The organism is Pseudoclavibacter sp. CFCC 11306, from assembly GCF_008831235.1.
Lineage (GTDB): Bacteria > Actinomycetota > Actinomycetes > Actinomycetales > Microbacteriaceae > Pseudoclavibacter_A.
The window spans coordinates 1,433,419-1,455,931 of sequence record NZ_WBKF01000001.1; the positions used below are offsets into that span (position 1 = coordinate 1,433,419).

At 60.3% G+C, this 22,513-nt stretch carries 20 protein-coding genes; 6 read left to right on the plus strand and 14 right to left on the minus strand.

Going from position 1 to position 22,513, the window contains the following annotated elements:
- Nucleotides 1–229: 229 nt before the first annotated feature.
- Together F8O09_RS06365 and F8O09_RS06370 are read left to right on the plus strand one after the other, a co-directional pair.
- Nucleotides 230–1,576, plus strand: a complete 1,347-nt coding sequence (locus F8O09_RS06365) for an aminotransferase class III-fold pyridoxal phosphate-dependent enzyme (protein WP_158054319.1) — start codon at nt 230–232, stop codon at nt 1,574–1,576.
- A gap of 142 nt (nt 1,577–1,718) precedes the next feature.
- Nucleotides 1,719–2,123: a tautomerase family protein gene (locus tag F8O09_RS06370; RefSeq protein WP_158042270.1), complete on the plus strand. Its 405-nt coding sequence runs from the start codon at nt 1,719–1,721 to the stop codon at nt 2,121–2,123.
- A 130-nt stretch (nt 2,124–2,253) separates the two neighbouring features.
- On the opposite strand, the gene F8O09_RS06375 is transcribed toward F8O09_RS06370, so the two are convergent.
- Nucleotides 2,254–2,850 (minus strand): short chain dehydrogenase, encoded by a 597-nt coding sequence (locus F8O09_RS06375; protein ID WP_225732894.1) that lies wholly within the window; start codon nt 2,848–2,850, stop codon nt 2,254–2,256.
- 143 nt (nt 2,851–2,993) lie between these two features.
- Complete coding sequence (locus F8O09_RS06380) at nt 2,994–3,899, minus strand: substrate-binding periplasmic protein (protein WP_192497586.1); 906 nt, start codon at nt 3,897–3,899, stop codon at nt 2,994–2,996.
- Between the two features lie 205 nt (nt 3,900–4,104).
- On the opposite strand from F8O09_RS06380, the gene F8O09_RS06385 reads away from it, so the two are divergent.
- A complete protein-coding gene (locus tag F8O09_RS06385; RefSeq protein ID WP_158054322.1) occupies nt 4,105–5,157 on the plus strand; it encodes an Lrp/AsnC family transcriptional regulator in 1,053 nt (350 codons plus the stop codon).
- Nucleotides 5,158–5,248: 91 nt separating this feature from the next.
- Here F8O09_RS06385 and F8O09_RS06390 read toward each other — a convergent pair whose 3' ends face one another.
- Genes F8O09_RS06390 through F8O09_RS06410 form a run of 5 tightly spaced genes read right to left on the minus strand, consistent with a single transcriptional unit; the run spans nt 5,249 to nt 9,976 of the window.
- Complete coding sequence (locus F8O09_RS06390) at nt 5,249–6,148, minus strand: ABC transporter substrate-binding protein (protein WP_158030554.1); 900 nt, start codon at nt 6,146–6,148, stop codon at nt 5,249–5,251.
- On the minus strand, nt 6,145–6,852 hold the full coding sequence (locus F8O09_RS06395) for a YoaK family protein (protein WP_158030553.1): 708 nt from the start codon (nt 6,850–6,852) through the stop codon (nt 6,145–6,147). Before F8O09_RS06395 ends, F8O09_RS06390 begins: the two co-directional genes overlap by 4 nt.
- On the minus strand, nt 6,849–8,387 hold the full coding sequence (locus tag F8O09_RS06400) for a gamma-glutamyltransferase (protein WP_192497588.1): 1,539 nt from the start codon (nt 8,385–8,387) through the stop codon (nt 6,849–6,851). Before F8O09_RS06400 ends, F8O09_RS06395 begins: the two co-directional genes overlap by 4 nt.
- A 12-nt stretch (nt 8,388–8,399) precedes the next feature.
- Entirely contained in the window at nt 8,400–9,185 is a 786-nt protein-coding gene (locus F8O09_RS06405) for an amino acid ABC transporter ATP-binding protein (protein WP_318655750.1), read from the minus strand.
- A complete protein-coding gene (locus F8O09_RS06410) occupies nt 9,182–9,976 on the minus strand; it encodes an amino acid ABC transporter permease (protein WP_158054324.1) in 795 nt (264 codons plus the stop codon). The genes F8O09_RS06405 and F8O09_RS06410 overlap by 4 nt, the downstream gene beginning before the upstream one ends.
- 269 nt (nt 9,977–10,245) lie before the next feature.
- On the opposite strand from F8O09_RS06410, the gene F8O09_RS10665 reads away from it, so the two are divergent.
- Complete coding sequence (locus tag F8O09_RS10665) at nt 10,246–10,950, plus strand: FadR/GntR family transcriptional regulator (protein ID WP_158054325.1); 705 nt, start codon at nt 10,246–10,248, stop codon at nt 10,948–10,950.
- An 810-nt stretch (nt 10,951–11,760) separates the two neighbouring features.
- Nucleotides 11,761–12,999 (plus strand): MFS transporter, encoded by a 1,239-nt coding sequence (locus F8O09_RS06420; RefSeq protein ID WP_192496595.1) that lies wholly within the window; start codon nt 11,761–11,763, stop codon nt 12,997–12,999.
- Between the two features lie 54 nt (nt 13,000–13,053).
- Here the strand turns inward: F8O09_RS06420 and F8O09_RS06425 are convergent, their stop codons facing one another.
- Entirely contained in the window at nt 13,054–13,932 is an 879-nt protein-coding gene (locus tag F8O09_RS06425; protein ID WP_158054326.1) for an urea carboxylase-associated family protein, read from the minus strand.
- A gap of 544 nt (nt 13,933–14,476) precedes the next feature.
- Here F8O09_RS06425 and F8O09_RS06430 point away from each other — a divergent pair.
- A complete protein-coding gene (locus F8O09_RS06430) occupies nt 14,477–15,664 on the plus strand; it encodes an MFS transporter (protein ID WP_225732930.1) in 1,188 nt (395 codons plus the stop codon).
- A gap of 19 nt (nt 15,665–15,683) precedes the next feature.
- Here the strand turns inward: F8O09_RS06430 and F8O09_RS06435 are convergent, their stop codons facing one another.
- From F8O09_RS06435 to F8O09_RS06460, 6 genes are all read right to left on the minus strand, one after another.
- The gene (locus F8O09_RS06435) at nt 15,684–16,547 is read right to left on the minus strand and encodes a universal stress protein (protein ID WP_158030546.1); all 864 of its coding nucleotides are present in this window, start codon (nt 16,545–16,547) and stop codon (nt 15,684–15,686) included.
- Nucleotides 16,548–16,621: 74 nt separating this feature from the next.
- Nucleotides 16,622–17,560, minus strand: a complete 939-nt coding sequence (locus F8O09_RS06440) for an NAD(P)-dependent oxidoreductase (RefSeq protein WP_158054328.1) — start codon at nt 17,558–17,560, stop codon at nt 16,622–16,624.
- A 79-nt stretch (nt 17,561–17,639) separates the two neighbouring features.
- Nucleotides 17,640–18,794 carry an N-methyl-L-tryptophan oxidase gene (gene solA / locus F8O09_RS06445; protein WP_158054329.1) on the minus strand — a complete coding sequence of 385 codons (1,155 nt, stop codon included), beginning with the start codon at nt 18,792–18,794 and terminating at the stop codon, nt 17,640–17,642.
- 39 nt (nt 18,795–18,833) lie between these two features.
- Nucleotides 18,834–19,982, minus strand: coding sequence for a tyramine oxidase subunit B (locus F8O09_RS06450; protein ID WP_318655751.1), 1,149 nt, complete (start codon nt 19,980–19,982; stop codon nt 18,834–18,836).
- A gap of 73 nt (nt 19,983–20,055) precedes the next feature.
- On the minus strand, nt 20,056–21,441 hold the full coding sequence (locus F8O09_RS06455; protein WP_158054331.1) for an NAD-dependent succinate-semialdehyde dehydrogenase: 1,386 nt from the start codon (nt 21,439–21,441) through the stop codon (nt 20,056–20,058).
- Nucleotides 21,442–21,452: 11 nt separating this feature from the next.
- Nucleotides 21,453–22,442, minus strand: a complete 990-nt coding sequence (locus F8O09_RS06460; protein WP_158054332.1) for a C-terminal binding protein — start codon at nt 22,440–22,442, stop codon at nt 21,453–21,455.
- Nucleotides 22,443–22,513 lie beyond the last annotated feature (71 nt).

Consider the following 22,513-nt stretch of genomic DNA (forward strand, 5'->3'; position numbering starts at 1 on the left):
ATATGCCGAGGTGGGTCTCATCCCCGCTGTCGTGGCGTGACTTGCCGCGCTTTTTCGCCCTGCCAGCACCCCACATGCAGCATATCGTCTACATTACAGTGCGAAGATGAACGGAATCATGCGCGTTCTCGCACCTCAAGCCTCATATCGTTGACAGCAATCAACCCGCGCAGCCGGCACGCCACAGGCACTGTCCCACTCGCGATGCACCACACAGAGAGGTTCACTCATGACTGAGCTCGATGCAGCAACCGTCGTCGAAGAGGATGCACGCTACGTGCTGCACTCCTGGTCGGCGCAGAAGAAGATCCACCCCATTCCAGTGAAGACCGGGCATGGGGTCTACTTCAGCGATTACGACGGCAACGAATACCTCGACTTCGCGTCACAGCTGGTAAACCTGAATCTCGGCCACCAGCATCCCGATCTCATCCAGGCCATCATCGACCAGGCTCAGACCCTCGCGACCATCGCCCCGGGATTCGCCAACGACAAACGCAGCGAACTGGCTCGCCTCATCGTGCAGAACGGCCCGATCAACGACGGCAAGGTGTTCTTCACCAACGCCGGAGCAGACGCCAACGAGAACGCCGTTCGACTGGCCCGCGAGTTCACCGGCCGCAGCAAGGTGCTGGCCAGCTACCGCAGCTACCACGGGGCGACCGGCACCGCCATCGCGCTCACGGGCGAGGGCCGCCGCACGATGCAGCCTGTCGTTCCCGACCCCTCGGTCGTGCATTTCTGGGGCCCCTTCGCCTACCGCTCGGCGTTCTACGCCGAGACCCCGGAGCAAGAGACCGAGCGTGCACTCGCCCACCTCGAACAGACCATCCTCTCTGAGGGCGCCGACACCATCGCGGCCGTCATTCTCGAGACCGTCGTCGGCACCAACGGCGTGCTGGTGCCACCGCCCGGCTATCTGCAGGGTGTTCGCGAGCTCGCGACCAAGTACGGCATCCAGTACATCGCCGACGAGGTCATGGTCGGCTTCGGCCGAACCGGCTACCTCTTCGCCGTGCAGGGCTTCGACGTGACACCGGATCTGCTCACCTTCGCCAAGGGCGTCAACTCGGGATACTCGCCCCTGGGCGGCGTGATCATGAACGGCGCCATCGCCGCGACGTTCGACGAGCGCAAGTACTCAGGCGGCCTCACCTACTCGGGGCACCCGCTCGGCGCAGCCATCGGCGTCAAGACCTTCGAAGTGTTCGAACGCGATCACCTGCTCGAGCATGTGCGCGAGCTCGAGAGCACCGTGCTGCTGCCGTGGCTCGAGCAGATGCAGGCGAAGCATCCCTCAATCGGCGAGTTCCGCGTCAAAGGCCTGTTCGCAGCGATCGAACTCGTGAGCGACCGCACCACCCGCGAGGCACTGCCCGCAATCGAGGCCGGCGGAGAGAACAACCCGCTGGTCGCCATCGAGAAGGCTGCGATCGCGAAGGGCCTGTGGCCGGTCGTGCACGGCAATCGCGTGCACATCGCGCCTCCCCTGATCATCACCGCCGACGAGCTGAAGAAGGGCCTCGACATCATCGACGAGACCCTGTCAATCGCCGACGAGGCCGCTCAGGCCTGACCTCCGACCCGTGCGTGTGGCCGACGATTCGCCACACGTCTCAAGCCGCGGCCCGCAGGCGCACCTCCCCTGACGCCTGCGGGCCGCACACCACTCACGTAATTCCGCATCCGTTCGAACACAAAGAAAGAGAATCCCCAACATGCCCCTCGTCAGAATCGACGTGAACAAGACCCGCGACGACGCCAGCGTGCGTGCCATCGCCGACAGCATCCACAGCGCCATCGTCGACGTCTACAAGATCCCGGTGCGTGACCGGTTCCAGATCATCACGAAGCACGAGCCGGGCGAGATCATCGCCGAAGATGCCGGGTTGGGCTTCGAGCGCAGCGACGGCGTCGTGATGATTCACGTGTTCACGCAGGGTGGCCGCACGCCGGAGGCGAAGCAGGCGCTCTACGCGAAGATCGCCGAGAACCTCGCGGCCGTCGGAGTGGCAGGCGAAGACGTCTTTCTCGGCTACTTCGAGAACACGCCCAATGACTGGACCTTCGGGTTCGGGCGTGCCCAGTATGTGACGGGCGAGCTGGGGGTGCCGAAGCGCTGACGCGCAGCAATCTAGCAAAGCAGCTGCCGGCCTGCGACTGTACTGTCAGCAGGCCGGCAGCCCTCGCTCGGTTCGCACCGGGAGGACAGCCATACCCAGGTGCAGCACGGCTCGGCGCCACGCCAGCCGGTTAGTCGATGCGGTAGATCTGCCCGGTCTGCACTCCGTCGACTGACTTTTTGAACGCCTGCCCGACCGTTGCATCTGAAACCGGGACAAAGCCGGGAAACGAGTCAAAGTATTCGGGAGCCGATTCCAGCACGGTGGGGCTGACCGCGTTAAGCCGAATTCCACGCGGCATCTCCGGAGCCGCTGCGATGACGAACGACTCGAGAGCTCCATTCGCCATTGCTGCCGCGGCACCCGCCGCAATCGCCTGTCGAGCGAGAATTCCGGTTGTCAGGGTGATCGATCCCCCATCGGCGAGATGCTCCACCGCAGCGCGCACAATGCTTGCCTGCGGCAGCACCTTCCCGGCGAAAGCCTGCTGGTAGTCGTCTCCGGTGAGTTCGACGACAGGCTTGAAAGGCACGTCGCCCAGGGCCACGACGACCGCGTCAACCCTGCTCAGCCGACCGAAGAGCGCCGTAACGCTCTGAGGGTCTCTGGCGTCAGCCCCCGGATCGGTTCTGCGACCGACGACGATTACCTCATGATCACTTTGGAGTGCCTCAACCGCTGCTCGGCCGACATGCCCATGTCCGCCGAAGACCACCACTCGCTTCACTGATACTCCTTGCTCACAGCCCGACTCATAATTCTGCTCACAGTTTGGCCCGCAGCCGCCATGGTTCACCGACGGTGCGGTCAGTGGCATCCGGTGCAGCCGCCTCTCCTCTTTTCCGGCGACTGCACCCAATGAATCTACTCTCAGCTGATGATGCGAAGCGTGGAATCAGTTGCTGGAATGTTCGCCGAGGCATCGAATCCTGACGACTTGATGAGATCTGCCATAGTGCCGTCATCGCGCATCTTCGCGACATCCGCGATCAGCGCGTCACGAAGCGCCGCGTTGTCTTTCGACACCGGGAAGATCACCTGCGGCGTGTTCTCAGTGACAGCGACTCTCGGATCTGGCTCGGCGACCTCTACCGAGATGTCACTCTGATCCTTGTAGTACAGCTGCGATGTCGCAACTGAGTCGACTGCGGCATCGAGCCGACCGTTCAGCATGTCCTGACTGAGCTCGGTCGAGCTTGCATACGTGCGGATCTTGTCTCCAAGCACGGTGCGAAGGTCGTCAGTCCACAGGAACCCGTCCACAGTTCCGATCGACCCCAGGGATTCCAGGTCTGAGACCTTCTTCGCTCCGCTGCGGGTAGCGATCGACATGTTGTCGTAGTACAGAGGCCCGACGAAGTCGGCCACTTCGTTGCGCTTGGCTGTCGGGTAGAATGCGCCAGCCGCGATGTCCACGCTCTTCTGCTGAGTGATCAGCGGTACGGCACCGGCAAATGAGGACGCCGAGTAGGCGATGTCCAAGCACTCGACTTCGGCGAGCTTCTTGAGAATCTCGACTTCAAGCCCCTCGGCTCCGCCGCCCGTGACATTCGAGCTGTACGGCGGCGCATCGACCACGGCGACCGACAGTTTTCCTGATGTCGTCGTCGTCAGCCCGTCGTGGGCAGGTGTGCACCCCTCGGCCACCGTGCTGCCGCTGTCTGAGCTGCAGCCAGTGAGCGCTGCGGCTGAGACCACAGCCAGACATGCTGCAGCCGAGACCGTCCAGCGCGTCTTCGACCACCGCTTGCGTCCTGCCCTCATGTTTTCGCTCATGCGTATGCTCTCCATTCTTCTTCCTCGGCACCAGGCGTGCCCACGTGAGCGGGCATCCCCCCGACGCTGGCTGCGCCATCACGTCACCTGCGAGAACTGCTTTTACCCGGAGTGGCCTCTCGGCCGTTCGAGGTACCCAAACACGCTCATACCGATAATCACGATCTCCTGTTACCGGCCTGTTTCATTGCTGGATAATTGATTTATGGCAATTCAGTTGCATGATTCTTCCAAGGGGCTGGAGCAGCTGCAGATTCTGCACGCACTGCAGCTGGCACCTCGAGCACCGTGGGCACAGCTGTCCGGCGTCCTCGGAGTCGACTCTTCGACACTGTCCCGACGTTGGCGGCGTCTCAACGACGCCGGCGAAGCCTGGATCGCGTGTCAACCCGGATATCGTGCCGACTGGTACTACTCACAGCCGTACGGTTCCACAGCCTATGTCGAAGTGACCTGCGAGGCCGGGTACCAGGACTCTGTGATCTCAGCACTGAGCCGCATTCCATGCGTATGGACCGTTGAATGCACAACAGGCTCGCGCGACCTGCTTCTGACCGTCACCACTCCGTCTTGGGCCGAGCTCGACCGTATCGTCCGAGAACAGCTGGGACGAATTGACGGGGTCGTGAAGACCGTGACGAACCCTCTGCGCCGCTTCTACGTACAGCCGGGTGACTGGCGGCTGAACGCCCTGACTGCTGATCAGGAGCAGGCCATCCTCACGATGCGCACAAACCAGCATGCACCAGATCCCGGTTCCGGCAGACGGCAGCCGTCACCGTTCGAACGCCAGATCGTCAAGGTGCTCGCCGCCGACGGCAGGCTCTCGATGGCGCAGATTGCGGATGCCACTGGGCGCTCGATCTCCGGCGTCAGCCGTGTTCTTCACGGTTTGGAGGCATCCGGCCTGCTCTCGTTCCGGCTTGATTTCAACCAGCACGTCATCGGATACAAACTCCTCTCAACGCTCTGGATCGAGGCGGATCAGAACCAGCTCGACAAGATCGGAGCCTTTCTCAGACGGCAGTCGCGCACCGTTCGCGAATGCGTATCGATGGTCGGTCAGGCCAACCTTTATGTACACATGTGGGTGCAGGATCTCTCGGCTGTCGATCTGCTCGAGGCACAGCTTATCCAGCGTTTCCCCGGCACCCGCATCCTCGATCGGTGGTTGTCGACCCGTTTCGCCAAGCGTGCCGGCCACCTCATCGACAACGATGGCCGTCGTCACGGGTTCGTGCCCAGCTTAGGGCTGTGAAGGCCCCAAAGTACGCGAACTCTTTCAGCGTCACTTTGAACGAACCTTCACAGCCGCATCAGGAATCAGCGCATCACTGTTTCCCTGTTGATTAGCTAGGGTGAACAGCAGTCTCAGAAAGACCCCACTCATCGAGAATCGATCCATACTCACCGCTCTCCACAATCGATTTGAAAGCCGTTGAGAGCGCATCGTGCAGCTCAGCGCTCCCCTTCTGGGTTGCTGCACCGATTGTGATGGGCGAGAAAGAGTCACCAGCGCGCTCCAGTTCTCCCTCCGTCTTCTTCGCGTAATAGTCAACGAGTTCAGTCGTCGACAACACCGCGTCGACCTGACCAGCTTGCAGCTGATGGAGGGCATCCGTGGTATTCTCCGTCAAGGTCAGATCAATAGCGCTCTTCCCCCCAGCCTCACATGCACCAGACTGAGTCTGAGCGTTGGACGCCCCGGTCGACCCGTTCGCTGCAGCCACCTTCCGCCCACAGAGCGTGTCATTGTATCCCGTCACGCCCTGAGCGTTCGCCGCTGAAACCATCACAGCTGACCCCGACTGCAGGTAAGGCACGAAATCCACTACCTCTTCACGTTCAGGTTTGATGTACAAAGACGACATGATCACGTCGCACTGGGATGCCTGAAGTGCAGGTATGAGACCGGAAAACGAATACTGCTTATAGTCAACTGCCAACCCCATCTCACCTGCAATTGCTTTTGCAATGTCAATCTCAGCACCGTCAGGTTCATTGGAGTCATTCTTGAAATTGTCCGGCGGGTTCGAGAACGACGCACAAACTGTCAGCTTACCGTCGCTGATGATCGTGGGAGTAGTAACGACCGGCTCTTTCGAGGGGCTTGTCTCTGTCTCGCCCGTTGAAGAGCTACAGGCACTCAGCGCCGCGGAAGCGAAGAACGCCAACGCCACTGCAGTACCCATTCTGCGAGAGAATTTCATTTGCATCTTGCTGTTCCTTTCGTTGTGGGCGGTGTTCATACGCCACCCGTTTGTTTGGGGAGAATGAAGACTTTCTTCAAGAACACAGTGACGAATAGATAGACCAACCCGGTGATGAGAACCGTAATGCCCGGTAGTATGTGCTGAACTGATACTGCCCCCACCAGCGCCCCAATCCCCATAGCTAAAACGGCTCCGAGCTGTTCAGCGAAGTCCCGAGGTTTCCGCAGTACAGCAGCCATACCTTCAGCACCTAAACGAACCAATGTCGATGTGACCACGATCGTCGTGATGTTCTTATTGCCAAGGGTTCTCACTGCTGCTCCTTGAACTCCCATAACCACAGCAAGAGTCGCCGCAAAGGCCATATCCAAATACTGAGAGCGAGTCGTCATGAGCATCACCACTCCAGCAATCGCCATGAGGACGCCTCCGAGCAGAAGCTGGCGATAGGCGCAACGTTGAGCATTCTTTGCCGCACGCAACGCGCTACCGGATGCAAACGCTCCCAGAACAAATGTCAGAAGAACGGTCACCCCAGAAATGAGGGTCGACCCTTGGCTACCTCCTAGGGAGAACCCGACGACCAGAACGTTTCCTGTCATGTTGCCAGTGAAGACTCCGTCGAGTGCCAAGTAGCTGACGGCATCGAGTACCCCCGTACAGGCAGTGAGCCCCAAGAGCCCGATGACCTCGCGTCTCCACTTCCCTTCACTTGATGAGGCCTGCACTCGCCACTTCATCGATTCAGCCTCACGACCATGCCTGCCCCATCCGAGCGAGGGTCTGCAGCTGCTTCAAGCATTGAGCCGGCAACACGTACGATATTGGCGTGCCCCATCCAGTCCGTAAGATCAGGAACCTCACGCAAAACCCATTTCGACAAAGCCTGACGAGGTAAGGCCGACACTGAACGCTCTACATAAACGGTGTTCAGGGCATCTGCAATGCCACGAGCTCCCACGTTCATCCGCGGAGCGGCTAAAGCCTCAGACAGCGTTGCACCGCAAGAGATATGGCTCAGAAGTTGCGCATGGATCTGTGGTTGCCCTGACCCGCCCATCGTCGCCTGGACCCACGCCAGTTCATCTTTATCGTCTAGAACCAGCACCGGCATCAATGTGTGTCGCGGACGTTTTCTCGCTGCGATCACGTTAGGAGATAACGAGGACAGGCTGAAAGCAGTTCCACGGTCTTGAAATAGCACACCGGTTCGACTGTCACGTATCCCGGCGCCAAAAGATTTGAACACGGAGAAGATGAGAGAGACAGCCCATCCATCTGAGTCTGCCGCGGCGATCCCTACAGTATCTCCGTCACCGATCTGCTGCGGTAGGGCAGATCTCTGCGCCCCCAGCGGAGAGCAAAAATACTCGGTGTCCTGAACGGAGAAATGTGGATCTGCTAACTCTGAATCGCGCAGACGATTGGATTCAAAGAAGCATGACGCAAACAGATCTGCGCGATTGTGTAACCCCTCGGCCAAGCTGACTCGCTCGGCCTTAAGCGTATTAAGATACTTTATGAGTGAAAAGCCTTGAGTATTTGGAGGACTGGTCAGCACGGTCAGATCGCCGATAGCGGTAGAAATCGGTGCGACGAGCTCGACGCAATAGTCAGTGAAGTCACTTTCTTCCAGCACGCTTCCCATTGCCTGCAGGCCACTCACGACATCTTGCATCACTGATCCTTGGTAGAAGGAATCAGCCCCCTTATGCGCAATGGTGTCCAGTGTGGCTGCCAGTTCCGGCTGTACGAAGCGATCTCCCTCACGAAGGGGCGCTCCATTAGGAAGGAAGAGCTGTTGAAGACTCGTGCTCCCCGAATCCTGCCAGGGGAATGCCGCAATGGCACTTGCCAGTGATCGTCCAACAGTAGAGCCGTGGAGCGCAAGGTGGACAGCCTCGTCGAAGTGTGCTTCCCAAGGGAGTTGAGCACCGATTTGGTGAAGCGATTCAAATCCTCTGATCGCTCCGGGCAGAGTGATGGTATCGATCCCTCGGTCTGGCAGACACTGGCCATAGCGCGAAGTGAGTGCGTCCAAGTCGATGTTCTTAGAGGCCCATCCGGTCGCGTTAATGCAACGCACCTCACCTTCGGGCGTTCTGACAATGATGACCGCATCCCCACCAATCGATGTATTGTGCGGGTATACGACCGCCAGCGCTAGCGCAGCAGCTAGAGCGGCATCGACGGCATTCCCTCCCCGTTTGTACGTTTCAGCACCCGCTTTCGTTGCGGAATCATGCGCAGTCGCGATTGCTCCCTGATAAGTCACCTGTAGCTCCATTCAGTCCATAGTCTTTGCGAAGAATTCTCGAGTACGCTCTTGCACAGGATTGTCAAAAACCTGCTGTGGCGATCCGCTCTCGATAATTCGCCCTGCGTCCATAACCACGATCCGATCGGCAGCCTCACGGGCAAAGGCCATTTCATGTGTCACGATAATCATGGACATATTTTTACGAGCTAGAGATTTCATAACCTCGAGGACTTCCCTCGTCATTTCAGGGTCCAAAGCGCTCGTTGGCTCGTCAAAAAGCATGACCGTGGGATGCATGGCCAGAGCTCTGGCTATTGCAACTCGTTGCTGCTGACCTCCAGATAGATTATTTGGATGGGCATCCGCTTTGTCAGAAAGCCCTACCTGAGCGAGGAGGTCTCTGGCTTCCTGAATAGAGCTCGCTCGGTCCTGTCTCCGAACACGCACGGGTGCATGCCAGATGTTCTCCAAAACGGTCATATGCGGAAACAAATTAAAATGCTGGAACACGAACCCGATTTCACGCCGTTGCAATTTCAGCTCTCGGTTCTCGACAGGGATGAGACGACCAGACTTGGTTTTTCGGTACCCGACCATCGGGCCCCCGACTTCGATATTTCCACTATCGATTGGATCGAGTTGGTTGATCGTTCGCAGCAGCGAGGTCTTCCCAGCCCCGGACGCCCCTAAGAGAACGACCACCTCACCCGCTCTGACGCTGAGGCTCACATCATCAAGTACAAGTTTTCCACCACGATACTTCTTGATGTGCTCAATTTTCACCACCGGTTGTGTCATCGACTGTGCACTCATACGGCTTCCCTCATCTCACCCTCACGCAAAGCACCTCTGCCTCTTCTTCGGAACAGCATGTCGATCATGTTCCGTCGAGTCTCCAGCCCAATCTGGTGATCCAGTGCCCGCTCGATCGCATTCTGAACAAATGTCCACACTGTCGTTAGCAGCAGGTAGTAAATCGCGGCCACTATGAAAATCTCAAATGTCTTAAACGTTGCTGAACTGATGGACTGAGCTACGAGGAACATCTCGCTCACGCCGATAATGCTCAATACCGAGGTACTCTTCATAAGGCCGTTGAAAATGTTGCCAAGCGGAGGCACCATAGTCCGAAGTGCTTGGGGCAGAATGATCCAACGCATGGCACTGGGTGCGGACATCCCAAGAGTCTTGGCAGCCTCGAACTGCCCAGGGGGAACCGCACCCAAGCCAGCACGAATAATCTCAGAGATATAGGCCGCTTCGTGGATAGTCATCCCCACAATTGCAGCCTGCACAGCGGCCTTGAGCTGGATACCAAAGAATGCGGTGTCTTGAAAGGTGTAAATGCCTGCAACAGCAAAGCCCATATAGATGATGACCAGTTGCACGAGCAGTGGTGTCCCTCTAATTAGCCAGACGTACCCTGCTGCCAACCAGTTAAGCAATCGCCAACGGGCTCGTCCGAACAGAGCGATCACAAGGCCAAGAACCAGCGCGCACACCATTGAGGCAACCGAGATTCCAATAGTCAGATAGAACCCGTTAAGAAATGCCTCACTCGGCGAAAAGAGCGCTTTCCAAAAATATGTCCAGTCAAACTTCATGACGCTTCCACCGTTCTTCTCCCGATCTCCTCTGTGCTCGTTATCCGCAAATACCTGGCTTATCCGGGTAGTAATCAAGGGTCACGAAGCAGCTGACTTAGTCCGACTTTTAGATGTCATCTAAATTGCAGCAAGTGTGCTCTCAGCGGGATTTCAAGAGAATAGCGCGACTATTACAAGGTTGTTACCGAACTAGGTTTTACCGAGCACCTTCTTAGTCGGACTAATAAGCTTGCAGTATTTACTCCTGGAGCAACGAGGGGAACCAAGTGGAATTCCATACAGACAGAGGTAACGAGTCACCACAAGCTTTGAAGCCGGATGAGATCGCCCTGTCCATGGAGGAAGCGATCATTGGAGGAAAACTCGCCCCAGATACCAAACTGCCCCCAGAAACAGTTCTCGCGCGGGAGCTTGGTGTATCCCGCTCGACTTTACGAGACGCTCTGCGAAAGCTCGAAGTGCGTGGACTCATAGACCGACGCCGCGGTCGGGGAACCATTGTCCAAGGCCCCGCGGCGCACCCCCATGAAGTAGCACTTACGGACGGCTTAGGGGGAACAGATGCCCCCTTATGGCAAGCACTGGAGGTGCGTGCCTGTGTTGAGCCCCCAGTGGCAGCGTTAGCCGCCGACCGAGCGTCTGAAGTCGATCTTCGCCATCTCGCTCGACTTGAGCAACGCATGTCAGACACTGGCCTCAGCCCAAGCCAGTTCGCTATCTTAGACCAACTCTTTCACCGCACCATCGCCGTCTACAGCCACAATCCGATGTTAGTCTCACTCTTGGATCGAGTCACTGAAATCATCACAGTCAGTCGACAGAGCCCGTATTTGACTGCCGCGCGCCAGCAGTCGTCAATCAAAGAGCACCACGCAATACTTGCAGCAATCCTCGATCATGACCCTGCGCGTGCGTCGGATGCCGCAAGTCACCACATTGACTCCTTGCGATCGAGACTCGTCTCGCATTAGAACTCGGCGGTCGCTCGTCTGTCTGGCCGTCAAGCAATACCGGTAATCGATCGTTTGTTTTCGCACCGCGGTATCCGCCGTCACAGGTTTGTGCCCAGCTTGGGGTTGTGAGCTTCAGTCGAGACGGTAGATCTGCCCGGTCCGCACTCCGTCGGCCGCGCGTTTGAGTGCGAACCCGGCACACACGGCGACCACCGGGACGAGTCCGGGAAGGTGTCGAAGTTCTCCGAGGTAGAGTCAAGCAAGCTCGGGCTCACCACATTGGTCAATGCCCTTCGCGGCCGTTAGGACAAACAACTCGAGCGCCCCGCCAAGGCCGAGGCGGCAGGAACGACCTCTCGCGCCAGCATGCCAGTGGTCAGCGCGATTGATCCCCCCATCGCTGATGTGTGGAGTGGCGAGGCTCAGCACGTCGAGCTGCGCGAGCGTCTCCTGTGTGAGGCCTGGATGAAGTCCTCACGCGTGAGTTCCAGCACCGGTTTGAACGCAACCTCACCGAATGCGGTGATGATCGCATCCACCGCCGAGATCGGTGAAGAGCCACTCAATATAGTCCTGACTATGGGCGTCGATGCTAGACTTACTGCCGCGACTGGTGACGATGGCCTCATTGCTGACTGTCAAGCGCCTAGGCGGCTGCCCTTCCATAGTGCCCTCCCTGACTGGTGACTGCTTGTTCGGGCTAACGACTCTTCGATTTGGCAGCGACCGTCATACCAGCACACGCCACATTGGCACCCGATGGAAACATGGTGTGCTTACAGTGGGTCGGGGCCTCACTCCCCGCCGAACCTGTCTCTCTGGAGAACCATGTCTGACGCAGCGAACGATCCAGCGGCGAACGATGCGCTGTTTCGACGCATCGTCTTTGCGCTGTTCGCCGCAGGATTCGCCACCTTCGCGCAGCTATACGGCGTGCAGTCGGTGCTGCCAGAGATCTCCGCAGACTTCGGGATCGACCCGTCGCGCGCAGCTCTGACTATTTCTATGGCCACGACCGGCATCGCAGCGGGGGTCCTCCCCTGGGCATTCGCAGCCGACCGATGGGGGCGCGTCCGAGTGATGAAGATCTCTGCAGTCTCGGCTGCGGTGATCGGGTTGATCACACCGTTTCTGCACTCCCTGCCGCTGATCCTCGGTTCACGTCTGATCGAAGGACTGGCACTCGCGGCGATACCGGCCATCGCGATCACCTACATCACGGATGAGCTGCCAGCCCGGCGAGTGACAGCAGCAGCTGGCGCGTTCGTGTCTGGCAACAGCATCGGTGGGCTTCTCGGGCGACTCGTAGCCGGCCTCGTCGCCGAGCATTTCGGGTGGCAGCTGGGACTGATGACGGTTGCGGCTCTGTGCGTCGTCGCGTGCACCGTGTTCGTCATCGCCGTTCCAGCACCGCACGGATACCTGCCGTCCCGTCTGCGTCACGAGGGGCGGCGACCCGATAACCTGCCGTCTGCCTGGCAGCGCTTCACCACTGCACTCACCACTCCCTCATTGTGGGGCGCGTATGCGCAGCCGTTCCTGCTGATGGGGTCGTTCATCTCGTTGTTCAGCTTTCTCGGCTATCATCTGCAGGCGGCACCGTACGGTCTGAGTACGGCCGTCACAAGCATGGTCTTCACCGTGTATCTCGTCGGAACGTTCACCGCGCGCTGGTCCGGCGCCGCCGCAGGACGCCTAGGGCACCGCCGCCTGCTCTACTCGGGTATCGCACTGATGTCAGTGGGCGCCGCACTCACATTGGCAGGCCCGTTGACGATCATCGTGCTCGGCGTCGCCGTCTTCACCGCCGGATACTTCGTCACGAGCCCGGTGACGTCGGCCATGACATCGCTGATGGCGGGGCCCTGCAGATCACAGGCCACCGCCATATATCAGCTCGTCTTCTACATCGGCAACAGCGTCTTCGGGTGGATGCTCGGGCGCGCCTTCGAGGTGTTCGACTGGCCCGGTGTCGGCATCGGCATCATCGCACTGTGCGCAATCGCTGCTCTCCTCGCGGCGATGCTGCTGCCTGCTCGACCTGCCTCAGTTACTCCTCAGCGCTGAGCCCGTTGGCCATCGTGCCGCGATCGACGCACCCGGCCGCTGGAGGAACGACCTTCATGCCCCGCCGCGTTGCTGATCGGGCGGCAGCTGTCGGAAGGGTGTGGCGTGCAGACCGTGTCGCCCGTTCTGCCCACGGTACCGCGATGGCTGCGGCGGCGCCCATCCGGCCAGCCGCCCGGGGTCGACGTCGAAGACCTGTACACGAAGTCGGTGGCAGTGCTGCAGCTGTTCTTCCGTGCTCGCGGCATCCGGCCCCCACATTGCCAGTGACAGATCGCCGCCCGGACAACATGACAAGGCGCAGAGCAGGTCGATCTCAGCGAAGAACTCCAGGTAGTCACCCTCGCGCGCTGGACAGTCCTTCATGAAATACTGCGTGTCGTCGTTCAGCCCTGCACACTGAAACACATTCAGCACATCGTGCACGTCGTACTCCGTGAGTCCGAACGGCTGCACCGCTCGAGTCAGATTCGAGTGGCAGTGATAATCGAAGTCGTAGCCGGAGAGCATGCGATTGACGTAGGGATCGCATCGGGTTCCCAACAGATCGTGGATGACCAGTGCCTCTGGGTGGTCGGCGAGCGTGTCCGCGGTGAACGTCAGCAGTGGTCGCAGCGAGGGAAGAGTCGACCACAGGTGATCGTAGGTGGTGACAGTCGCTCGCTGCAGCTGGCGGGTGCGAGCCGCCCACAGACGCTCTCGCGGATCGTGCCGATTCCAGACGTTGAGATCGCCGACCTGGGGACCATCCGTCTGAAGGATTCTGCAGACCTGCCCAGAGTTCACAGGCCAAGCTCGAGCCGATCTGACCTCGATCTCGAAGTCGTCGGCGAGCTCGCGGCCGCTCTCGTCGGCGACTGCATCGTAGAAGTCACGATTCACATCGAGCGGTCCTCCTGGAAATGCCTGATATGCCGCTTCTGTGCCTGCCATGGTCTCCACGCTTTCCGTCGAAACGTCATCGCGGAGGGTGTGGCACATCTGTTTGCCCAGCTGATTGCCCTGCCACCGCGTATCGTCTCGAAGACTATCGATTGTTCAGCGGTCTTATGTGCCACCAGCATGACGGTGCTGTAACAGATTCAGTTCCCCTCCTCCGAGACGGGATCCATCAAGCGGACGACTGCTTCGTCGAAGCAGTCGATGGATGTCAGCCTCACCTGGACCTCTATTGCGTCCGGCACACTTTCGCGCGCACGACTGAGGAACGCACATCCGACGTGCCCGGGAGAAATCTCAGACAGGCAAGAACGAACGCCGACGGAGGAACCGAGAGATCATGGTCGTCTCGCCTGCCGTCGTGAGATCGATTCAGCCCCGACTCCTCTGAGAAACAATCTGTGTTTAGTCTCCTCTCTACGCGGTCTCGTCACATGTCGATGCGGACCGGGTACACCTCGTGTTCTCTGTCACATCGTCAGGAGGCCTGTTGTCAACGCTGGTCGAGGTCTGCCGCATCCCTCATATCGTTCGGCTCATGGGCTCGCAGTGCCTCTCACGGCTGCCGCAGGGCGCCCTGAGCATTCTGCTTTTGGTCCATTCCGAAATCGTGCTCGGCAGTTACGCGGCCGCCGGTCTCGTCGTGGCGGTATTCTCTGTCGCAGCGGCGGCCTCCGGCCCGCTTCTGGGCAGAATGCTCTCCGTTTTCGGAATGCGCATAATACTTCTGATCACCGTCGTCGTCGACTCTGCTGCCATAGCCCTATTCGGAGTCTTACCACCGTCTCCCCCGGCTCTGTTCGCAGTTTCTGTCGTCATCGGCCTCTTCACCCCTCCGATCCTGCCTGCTGTTCGAAGCTTCTACCCACAGCTCACTCCTCCCGGGATGAGTGCGCAGGTGTTCTCGCTGGATTCAATCACACAGGAGGTCGTCTGGGCCGTCGGCCCGATCATCGCGACAGTGCTGCTTCCCCTGATCGGCACCTCTGCGGCATTTCTCACACTTGGCCTGACCGGCCTCGTCGGGGGGCTTCTCATCGCCGGTTTCCCCTTGACGAAGACATTCAGACTCGCCAGTTCCCGACATGGCCTCGGTGGCGTCCTGCTGAAGTGGCCGGTGCTGATCGCCGTTCTGTCGTCGATCCTGTTCAACGCGAGCTACGGTGCGGCTCAGACCGGAGTGGTCGCGACGTTCGCGGCCACTCCGGCGTTCGCTGGTCTCGTACTCGCCGCCTTCGCCGTCGCCTCGGTCATCGCGGGCACCATCAGCGTTTCATTCCAGATGCATCGACGCTCGCTTGCGGTGCGGCAGATTCCCACATTCGTCGCGCTGATCGTCGCCACGCTCTCAGGCGACCCTTGGTGGCTCGGCGCCTGCATGGCCGTTGCCGGTCTCGGTGCGGCCCCGGCGCTGGCCGTCATGCACAACACAATCTCATCGAGCCTGCGCCCAGCGGATGCGGCGGAGGCGGTCGGCTGGATGGGCAGCGCAATGCTGAGCGGAATCGCAATAGGCAGTGCGGCCGGCGGTTACATGGTCGACCATTTCGGCGCGACCAGCGCGATCTGTCTTGCAGCGCTCTTCAGCGCGTCTGCCATCGCTCTGGCTTTTGGGGCCCTCCGGGTTCTCCCGGATCTCAGCCTGCACGCTGGTCCTCCGACAGACACCTCAGCAGTGCCGGTGATCCGTCTTCCACGCCGCCGAGTCACAGGCGGTCCAATGTGACATCACCGGGGCGGGAAGACTAGCCCTCTGCCGGCATTTGGTCGTCACGTGGAACAACGACCATGGGAACGGTGAGCTGTCGGACAAGTTTGGCGGCAGTCGACCCCAGGAAGGTCGTACGCTGACGAGCGATGCGCGCCGAACCGATGAGCACGACCTCTTTGTCGTCCCAAAAGACCTGTTCGACAGCCCTGTCAAGCCTGCCCGCCACCTCGACCTGAGTCGTGATCGGCCCGGTGTCGGCAGCATGACGCGCAGCCGTGGTCTTCAGCACCTTGATGGCTGCGGTGCGGGCCTTCTCCTCTTCTTCGCGTCCGCCGTCAGAGGTGGCCAAGGTGAGCAGGCGAACGGGAATGTGTTTGCGCGACGCGAGATAGTGGGCGGTCTCGAACATGGTCCGGTTGCCACCGATGTCGCCGATCGCCACTGAGACGCGAGAGAGCGGTTGACCTTGCGAGATCTCCCGGGCGCTGTCAGGGGCCAGGGCGATCGCCACGTCTGCACTGTGCAGCAGCACATTGCTCACACTGCCCAACGAGAATCGTCCCAGCAGCGCCCCTGATGCGGTACCAAGCACAATGATCCGCGACCCCAGCTCGTGGGCGGTATCGAGAATTCCACGGGCTTCGGATTCATGGAGCGACAGGTGCGTATGAACCTCCACTTTGGCCTGCACGAGTTTCTGCGCGCTCTCCAGCCATCGGCGCGGGTCGCTCGAGTCGCTCGAGTGAGCGGTTCCTGCGGCAAAGGTCGCGGCCTTCGTGCCTGGTCGCACCACAGTGACAATATCGAGGCTGGTGCCGGCGCTCAACGCCAGTCTGATACCGAGTTGCAGAGCGTCTCTGCCTGCTGAAGAGTTACGGTATGCGACAAGAATGGACATGGTTTCCTCCTGTTCGGGCGAGTGGCGATCAGACCGATCACCACGTCACTTGTGAAGCCTTTCATTGCAGCGTTTCAGCCGTGTAACCGTTCGTCGGCGCCGCGTGTCAGGATGTTTCGGAGTTCGTCTCCGACGCGCTCGTAAGTGGCCAGAACGGATATCGGCGAATACCAAGCCATATGCGGGGTGACCAGCACCTGGGCGTGATGCAGCAGTGGATGGTCGGCTGGCGGCGGCTCAGGGTCCATGACGTCGAGCGCAGCGGTGCGCAGATGCCCGGAGTCGAGAGCCTGACGCAGTGCTCGTGAGTCAATGATGGCTCCACGCGCGATGTTCACAATCGCAGACCCCGGTCTCATGGCCGACAGCTCGCGCATGCCGATGAGTCCTTTCGTGGCCGGTGTCAAAGGAACGTGCACAGAGATCACGTCTGCCCAGGCCAGCAGTGAACGCAGGTCTGGGGCCAGCCTCACTCCCCGCGCAGCCGCATCTACGCTGAGACCGCGCCGATTGTGCGCGCGCACTTCCATCCCCAACGCGATCGCGCCACGTGCCACAGCCTCAGCCACCGTACCGAACCCGACCAGGCCCAGACGGGTGCCCTGAACCTGGCGGGGATGGGTCAAGGTAACGTCCCACTGTCCGTGAGCGGCCGCAAACTGGCCGGTGCGCACGTCTCTGACGACGGCGAGGATCAGCGCCAAGGTATGATCCGAGGCGTCTCGGCGCACCAGCTCACGCACTTCGCACACGTCGATGCCCAAGCTGTGGGCCGCCTGCAGGTCCACGTTGTCCGTGCCTGCCGACGGAATGACGATGTGTCGCAGGCCGTCGATGTGCTGCAGCTGCTCGGCACGCAGAGTGATGTCCGGCTCGGCGATCACCGCGGTCACCTCAGAGAGACTCTCTGGCTCCGCGCTGCAGAGTACGGTGGCAATGCCACTCAGACGGTACTGAAGAATCTCTTGCGCACGCTGAAGAGGCAGACGTGTCGCCAGCACAACACGCTTCATCGTCTCACCTCTTCTTTCCGCCCACGACCACGCAGCTCTTCCCTCGTAGACCGGACGCCCCGCTTCCACGGGCCGGTGATCACCTCAGATGAGCAGCCAGCGAGTAGTCAGAGGCAAGCAGCGGGGACTCCTCATCGTTGACGAACTGCGCAGCGATCTCCCCGACGCCCGGAGCCAGCTTGAACCCATGCCCCGAGAACCCGGCGAGTGTGAGCACACGCCCGTCGAGCCCCGCGTCGATGACGGGCACCTTGTCAGCCGTGAACGCATCGTGGTGAACGCTCCAGTGCACCGGTTCAGGGTTGAGGTCGGGAAAGAACTCCTGTGCGAGATGGCCGATCTCACTGAGCTTCTCCGCAGAGATCGTCGTCGGCACCTCATCCACATCTGCAACCGGGTCGTGGAATCTTCTCGGGGTGACCTTGACCGAGTAGCCATCGAGTGAGGGCGCTCCGAAAAAGTGCACCGGGCCTTCGTCGCGGATGAAAGCGGGGAAACGATCGGGAGTGAACAGCTCGAGGTGGTGCGGCATGAACCAGGTCAACGGGAGCGGCTGCACGGTAAGAACTGCGGCCAGGTCCGGGTTCAGCCTCCGCGCCCACGATCCCTGGGCGATGACGGCGCGTTTCGCGCGAATCACTCGCCGCTCGGTAGTGACGACAACACCGCTGCCATCGGCTTCGACGTTGAGAACCGTTTCATGGTCCAGCACTGTCGCACCATTGGCCGCGGCGCTCTCGATTGCGCTGAACACGCTGAGTTCGGGCCGCATGCCGCCCCCGTAGAGGTCGAGCACCCCCATGGCGTCGTCTCCGACGGAATGCTGAGGATAGGAGCTGCGCAGCTCCTTTGCGTCGAACACCTGGTGCGGTAGCTCATACTCGCGGATGCTCGCCAAGACGTTCTCGACCGCCGGTTCTCCTGCATGCCCGATGGTCAGCGTGCCCACCTCGAGCAGCAGCTGTCGGCCGCTGTCGGCTTCGAGCTCGTGCCAGATGTCTCGGGCGCTTAGAAGGAGAGGAACATAGCGGGTGCCCTCATGATAGGCCGTGCGAAAGACGCGTGACTCACCCGTGAACGAACCGTGACTGTGAACCAGACCATACTGCTCGACTCCCACGACGCGCAGATTGCGCCTTCTGGCGATTCGCCAGAGTGCCATCGACCCCATCGTGCCCAACCCGACGACGACGACGTCGGCATCGATGTCACTGGCTTCGCTCTGTTCAGTCATCTGCTCTCTCCTTCGACTTTCTTCCGAGGCTGTCTCGGCTCAGCTCAACGCCGGCTGGTCCCAGAACGGCAGCCGCACACCGACTCCCTGTTCGACGGCAGTCCTGTACAGCTCGACGCCCCAAGCCATGTCTTCCACCGGCATACCGCCGATGCTGAGCACGATGATCTCGTCGTCCGAGGTGCGTCCCGGACGATCTCCGCGAACCACCTGCCCCAAACTGGTCACCGCTGCTTCCGGAATCGCCTCTTCATTGATGAGATCGATGAAGTGAGTGCCGATGATGCCGATGAACTCATGGAGTTTCGGGACGTCATACTCACTCGCCCAGGATTTGTAGAGCCCCATGTGATCGACGAACTTGTGCGCTCGTTCGATGAGGAAGTCCTCGTCGAGCCGCAGGTTCGCAGGCACAGTCAGCAGAGCACCGGGTTTGATCCACTCCTCGGCGATATACGGATAATTCTCAGAGCCCCGCGCACCGGTTGTCGCCGAGCTGATGATGTCCGCACCGCGCACGGCTTCTTCGATCGTGTCGCAGATCTCGATCGTGACGATGGAGGGGAACTGCTCCCGCACATACTGCTCGAACCGCTCTGATGTGACCCGTCGCCGCCCATGGATGCGCAGAGTGTCGATTCCTGGTCGTGCGGAGACGAACGCCTCTACCGCCGTGCGGTTCATGACGCCGGGGCCGATCACCGCGAGCACGTGTGCATCCTCCCGTGCCAGCAGCTTCGCGCCCAGCCCCGGGATGGCACCCGTTCGATAGGCGCTCACCAGGTTTCCTGCCATGACAGCGATGGGAGCGCCGGTATCTTTGTCGTTCAGTACGACGAGATGAATCGAACGGGGCAGGCCCTTCTCACGATTCTCCGTGTTTGACCCATACCACTTCACTCCAGCGACATCGAAACGGCCGCCGATGTAGGCAGGCATGGCCATGAAACGTCGATCCGCCGCATTATGCGGCATGGCGGGAAAGAGTGGATGATCAGGGAAGGTGATCATCATGCCGTGGGAATTGTGATCCGAGCCGCCCATGCGGTAGTCACCGTCATGAAGCAGCCCCATGACCTCCTCCATCGTGTCGATGCATCTGGACATGTCTCGAACCCCCGCTGTGATCATGTCCGGCTCGCTGAGGTACAAAAGGTCAAGCTTGGTCGATTCACTCACTTCGTTCACTCCACTCTTGTTCGATCTTGCTGGTCTGGCTCCCTGTGCACGGTCAAGGCCCTCCAAAACACAGTCTGAGAGCCTATGCGTCGATATCGCCGAGACCGATCACTTTCTGATTGACGAACTCCAGAAGTCCGAGGTCGATGAGTTCCCGCCCGTAGCCTGATCGTTTGGTTCCCCCGAACGGCACGTCGGGGCCTCCCAAAGACGGACGATTGACGGCGACCATTCCGGTGTCGAGCCTGCGAGCGACATGAAGTCCCCGCTGCTCGTCTGCGGTGAAGACTGATCCTCCCAGTCCATACGGCGAATCATTCGCCAGTTTGACCGCGGCGTCCTCGTCCGCCACGCGGTAGAGCTGCGTGACCGGCCCGAAGAACTCCTCGTGATACGCCGGGTTGTCCGGGCTGATGTCGCTGAGCACCACCGGTGGAAAGAACCAGCCGTGCTCCGGAACTGGCAGATCGACGTACTGTGCGGTCGCGCCGGCGGCCACTGCGCGCTCCACCTGCGCCTGAAGATCCGTACGAGCTCCTTCTGTGCTCAGCGGAGCGAGAGTGGTGTCGGGATCGAAGGGATCACCGGTGCGAAGCTTCCCCACCTCGGCGAGATAGGCTGCGACGAAGCGGTCGTAGACCGCGTCCACGACGATCATGCGCTTCGATGAAACGCAGACCTGGCCCGCGTTGCGATGCCGGCCGTAGGCAGCCCAGCGAGCCGCCTTCTCGACTTCAGCGTCCTCCAGGACGATCAGTGCGTCAGCGCCGCCCAGCTCCATGGTGCTCTTCTTGAGCGCCTGAGCCGCCTGCCCGGCGATGACGGCACCTGCGGCCTCACTGCCGGTCAGTGCAACGCCGCGCACTCGTGGATCTGCGATGATTCTGGCGCTCTGATCATGCGTGGCGAACAGGTTGGTGAAGAGTCCTCGGGGCGCACCGGCGTCGTCCATCACGGTCTGCCAGGCCTGGGCTGCACCCGGCACGTTCGAGGCGTGCTTGAGAATCACCGTGTTCCCTGCTGCCAGCTGAGGCGCAAGCACACGGGCGATCTGGTAGTACGGAAAGTTCCAGGGCTCGACGATGAAGATGATTCCGAGAGGAGACGGCACGATCTGATAGGTGCCTCCCTTATAGTTCGCGGCGAGCTCAGTGCGCGGCTGCAGGAACTTCTCGGCATGGTCCGCATACCACGTGAGGATGCGCACGCAGGTTCCCACCTCGGCTCGGGCCTCGCCTATGGTCTTGCCCATGTCACGCGTGAGGACCGCTGCCAGCTCTTCGGTCCTCTCTGTGAGCAGGCGCCCCACGGCTCGAAGCAGCTCTGCGCGCTGCGCATGATCGGTGTGGCTCCAGTCGAGGAACGCGCTGTGCGCAGTGGCCAATGCCTGTTCCACCTGAGCGTCAGTGGCGTCCGGGTACTCGTGTTCGATTGCTTCGGTATACGGATTGCGAGAGATGTAGCTCATGAGTCCTTCGTTCAGATCTGGAGGTCGCGATTGACCAAGTGCCGAGGCGCTACCCCGTGGACGAGTCGGTCGATCTGACACTGTAGCGACTGTCGCCTGGCTTGGAGAAACGATTCCTCCGAGAGGAACGCAGCGTGTGGTGTGATGACGACGTTCTCGAAGCGACGAAGCTCAGTCTGCTCGGTGTCCTCGTCTTCGATGACGTCGATTCCCGCCCCTGCGAGGCCTCCGGCTTCCAGTGCGGAGACGAGAGCCTTTTCATCGACCACGGCACCACGTGCGGTGTTGATCAGAAACGCCGTGGGCTTCATCATCCCCAGTTCCTCGGTTCCGATCAGTCCTCGGGTCTCGGGCAGCAGAGGCGTGTGCAACGAGACGTAGTCGCTCTCGCGCAGAAGCTCTTCGAGCGACTCTGCCTTGCGCACACCGAACTCAGCAAGCATCTCTGCGGACTTAGTCGGAGCGAAGACCACCACGTCGAGTTCCAGAGCTTTCAGCATCGGGACCATTCGCTGGGGGATGCCACCAAAGAAGACAAGCCCGACGGTCTTGCCGGCGAGTCGGTGCGGCATCGGAGCGTCCATCGGATCCCACTTGCCCGCCCGCACACTGCGGTCGAGACGAGAGATGTTCCGGGACAGGTCGATAATCAGCCCCACAGTGTGCACGGCCACCTCATCGACGCAGAACCCCGGGGTGTTGCTCACGGCGACGCCGAGTTCGCTCGCCGTCGCCGAGTCGATGTTGTTCGAGCCGATCGCCTGCACAGAGGCGATCTTCAGATTCGGCATCTGCCTCATCACGTCACCCGTGAGTTCGAAGTACTCCACGATCACGCCGTCGGCGTCCTGCGCAGCCTCAAGAAACGTCTCGGGCCTGTTGTCCTCAGTCTTCACCTCGATCAGATCGATCTGATCGGCGATACCCCACTCAGCGAGCAGTTGGCGCTCGTAGGCGAGGTCATCCGGGATGTTGAAGTAGACCACTTTGGGGATTGTCATGTTCGTGCTCCTCTCATGCGTGTCTCTCTCACGCATCCGTCGTGCAGTGCTCGTGGGGGCTCACCGTGGTC

Excerpts from the sequence above, each read along its gene's own strand:
- F8O09_RS06365 (WP_158054319.1), top strand. The coding sequence starts at position 230 with ATGACTGAGCTCGATGCAGCAACCGTCGTCGAAGAGGATGCACGCTAC.
- F8O09_RS06370 (WP_158042270.1), top strand. The coding sequence starts at position 1,719 with ATGCCCCTCGTCAGAATCGACGTGAACAAGACCCGCGACGACGCCAGC.
- F8O09_RS06380 (WP_192497586.1), bottom strand. The coding sequence starts at position 3,899 with ATGAGCGAAAACATGAGGGCAGGACGCAAGCGGTGGTCGAAGACGCGC.
- F8O09_RS06385 (WP_158054322.1), top strand. The coding sequence starts at position 4,105 with ATGGCAATTCAGTTGCATGATTCTTCCAAGGGGCTGGAGCAGCTGCAG.
- F8O09_RS06390 (WP_158030554.1), bottom strand. The coding sequence starts at position 6,148 with ATGAACACCGCCCACAACGAAAGGAACAGCAAGATGCAAATGAAATTC.
- F8O09_RS06395 (WP_158030553.1), bottom strand. The coding sequence starts at position 6,852 with ATGAAGTGGCGAGTGCAGGCCTCATCAAGTGAAGGGAAGTGGAGACGC.
- F8O09_RS06405 (WP_318655750.1), bottom strand. The coding sequence starts at position 9,185 with ATGAGTGCACAGTCGATGACACAACCGGTGGTGAAAATTGAGCACATC.
- F8O09_RS06410 (WP_158054324.1), bottom strand. The coding sequence starts at position 9,976 with ATGAAGTTTGACTGGACATATTTTTGGAAAGCGCTCTTTTCGCCGAGT.
- F8O09_RS06420 (WP_192496595.1), top strand. The coding sequence starts at position 11,761 with ATGTCTGACGCAGCGAACGATCCAGCGGCGAACGATGCGCTGTTTCGA.
- F8O09_RS06425 (WP_158054326.1), bottom strand. The coding sequence starts at position 13,932 with ATGGCAGGCACAGAAGCGGCATATCAGGCATTTCCAGGAGGACCGCTC.
- F8O09_RS06430 (WP_225732930.1), top strand. The coding sequence starts at position 14,477 with ATGGGCTCGCAGTGCCTCTCACGGCTGCCGCAGGGCGCCCTGAGCATT.
- F8O09_RS06435 (WP_158030546.1), bottom strand. The coding sequence starts at position 16,547 with ATGTCCATTCTTGTCGCATACCGTAACTCTTCAGCAGGCAGAGACGCT.
- F8O09_RS06440 (WP_158054328.1), bottom strand. The coding sequence starts at position 17,560 with ATGAAGCGTGTTGTGCTGGCGACACGTCTGCCTCTTCAGCGTGCGCAA.
- solA (WP_158054329.1), bottom strand. The coding sequence starts at position 18,794 with ATGACTGAACAGAGCGAAGCCAGTGACATCGATGCCGACGTCGTCGTC.
- F8O09_RS06455 (WP_158054331.1), bottom strand. The coding sequence starts at position 21,441 with ATGAGCTACATCTCTCGCAATCCGTATACCGAAGCAATCGAACACGAG.
- F8O09_RS06460 (WP_158054332.1), bottom strand. The coding sequence starts at position 22,442 with ATGACAATCCCCAAAGTGGTCTACTTCAACATCCCGGATGACCTCGCC.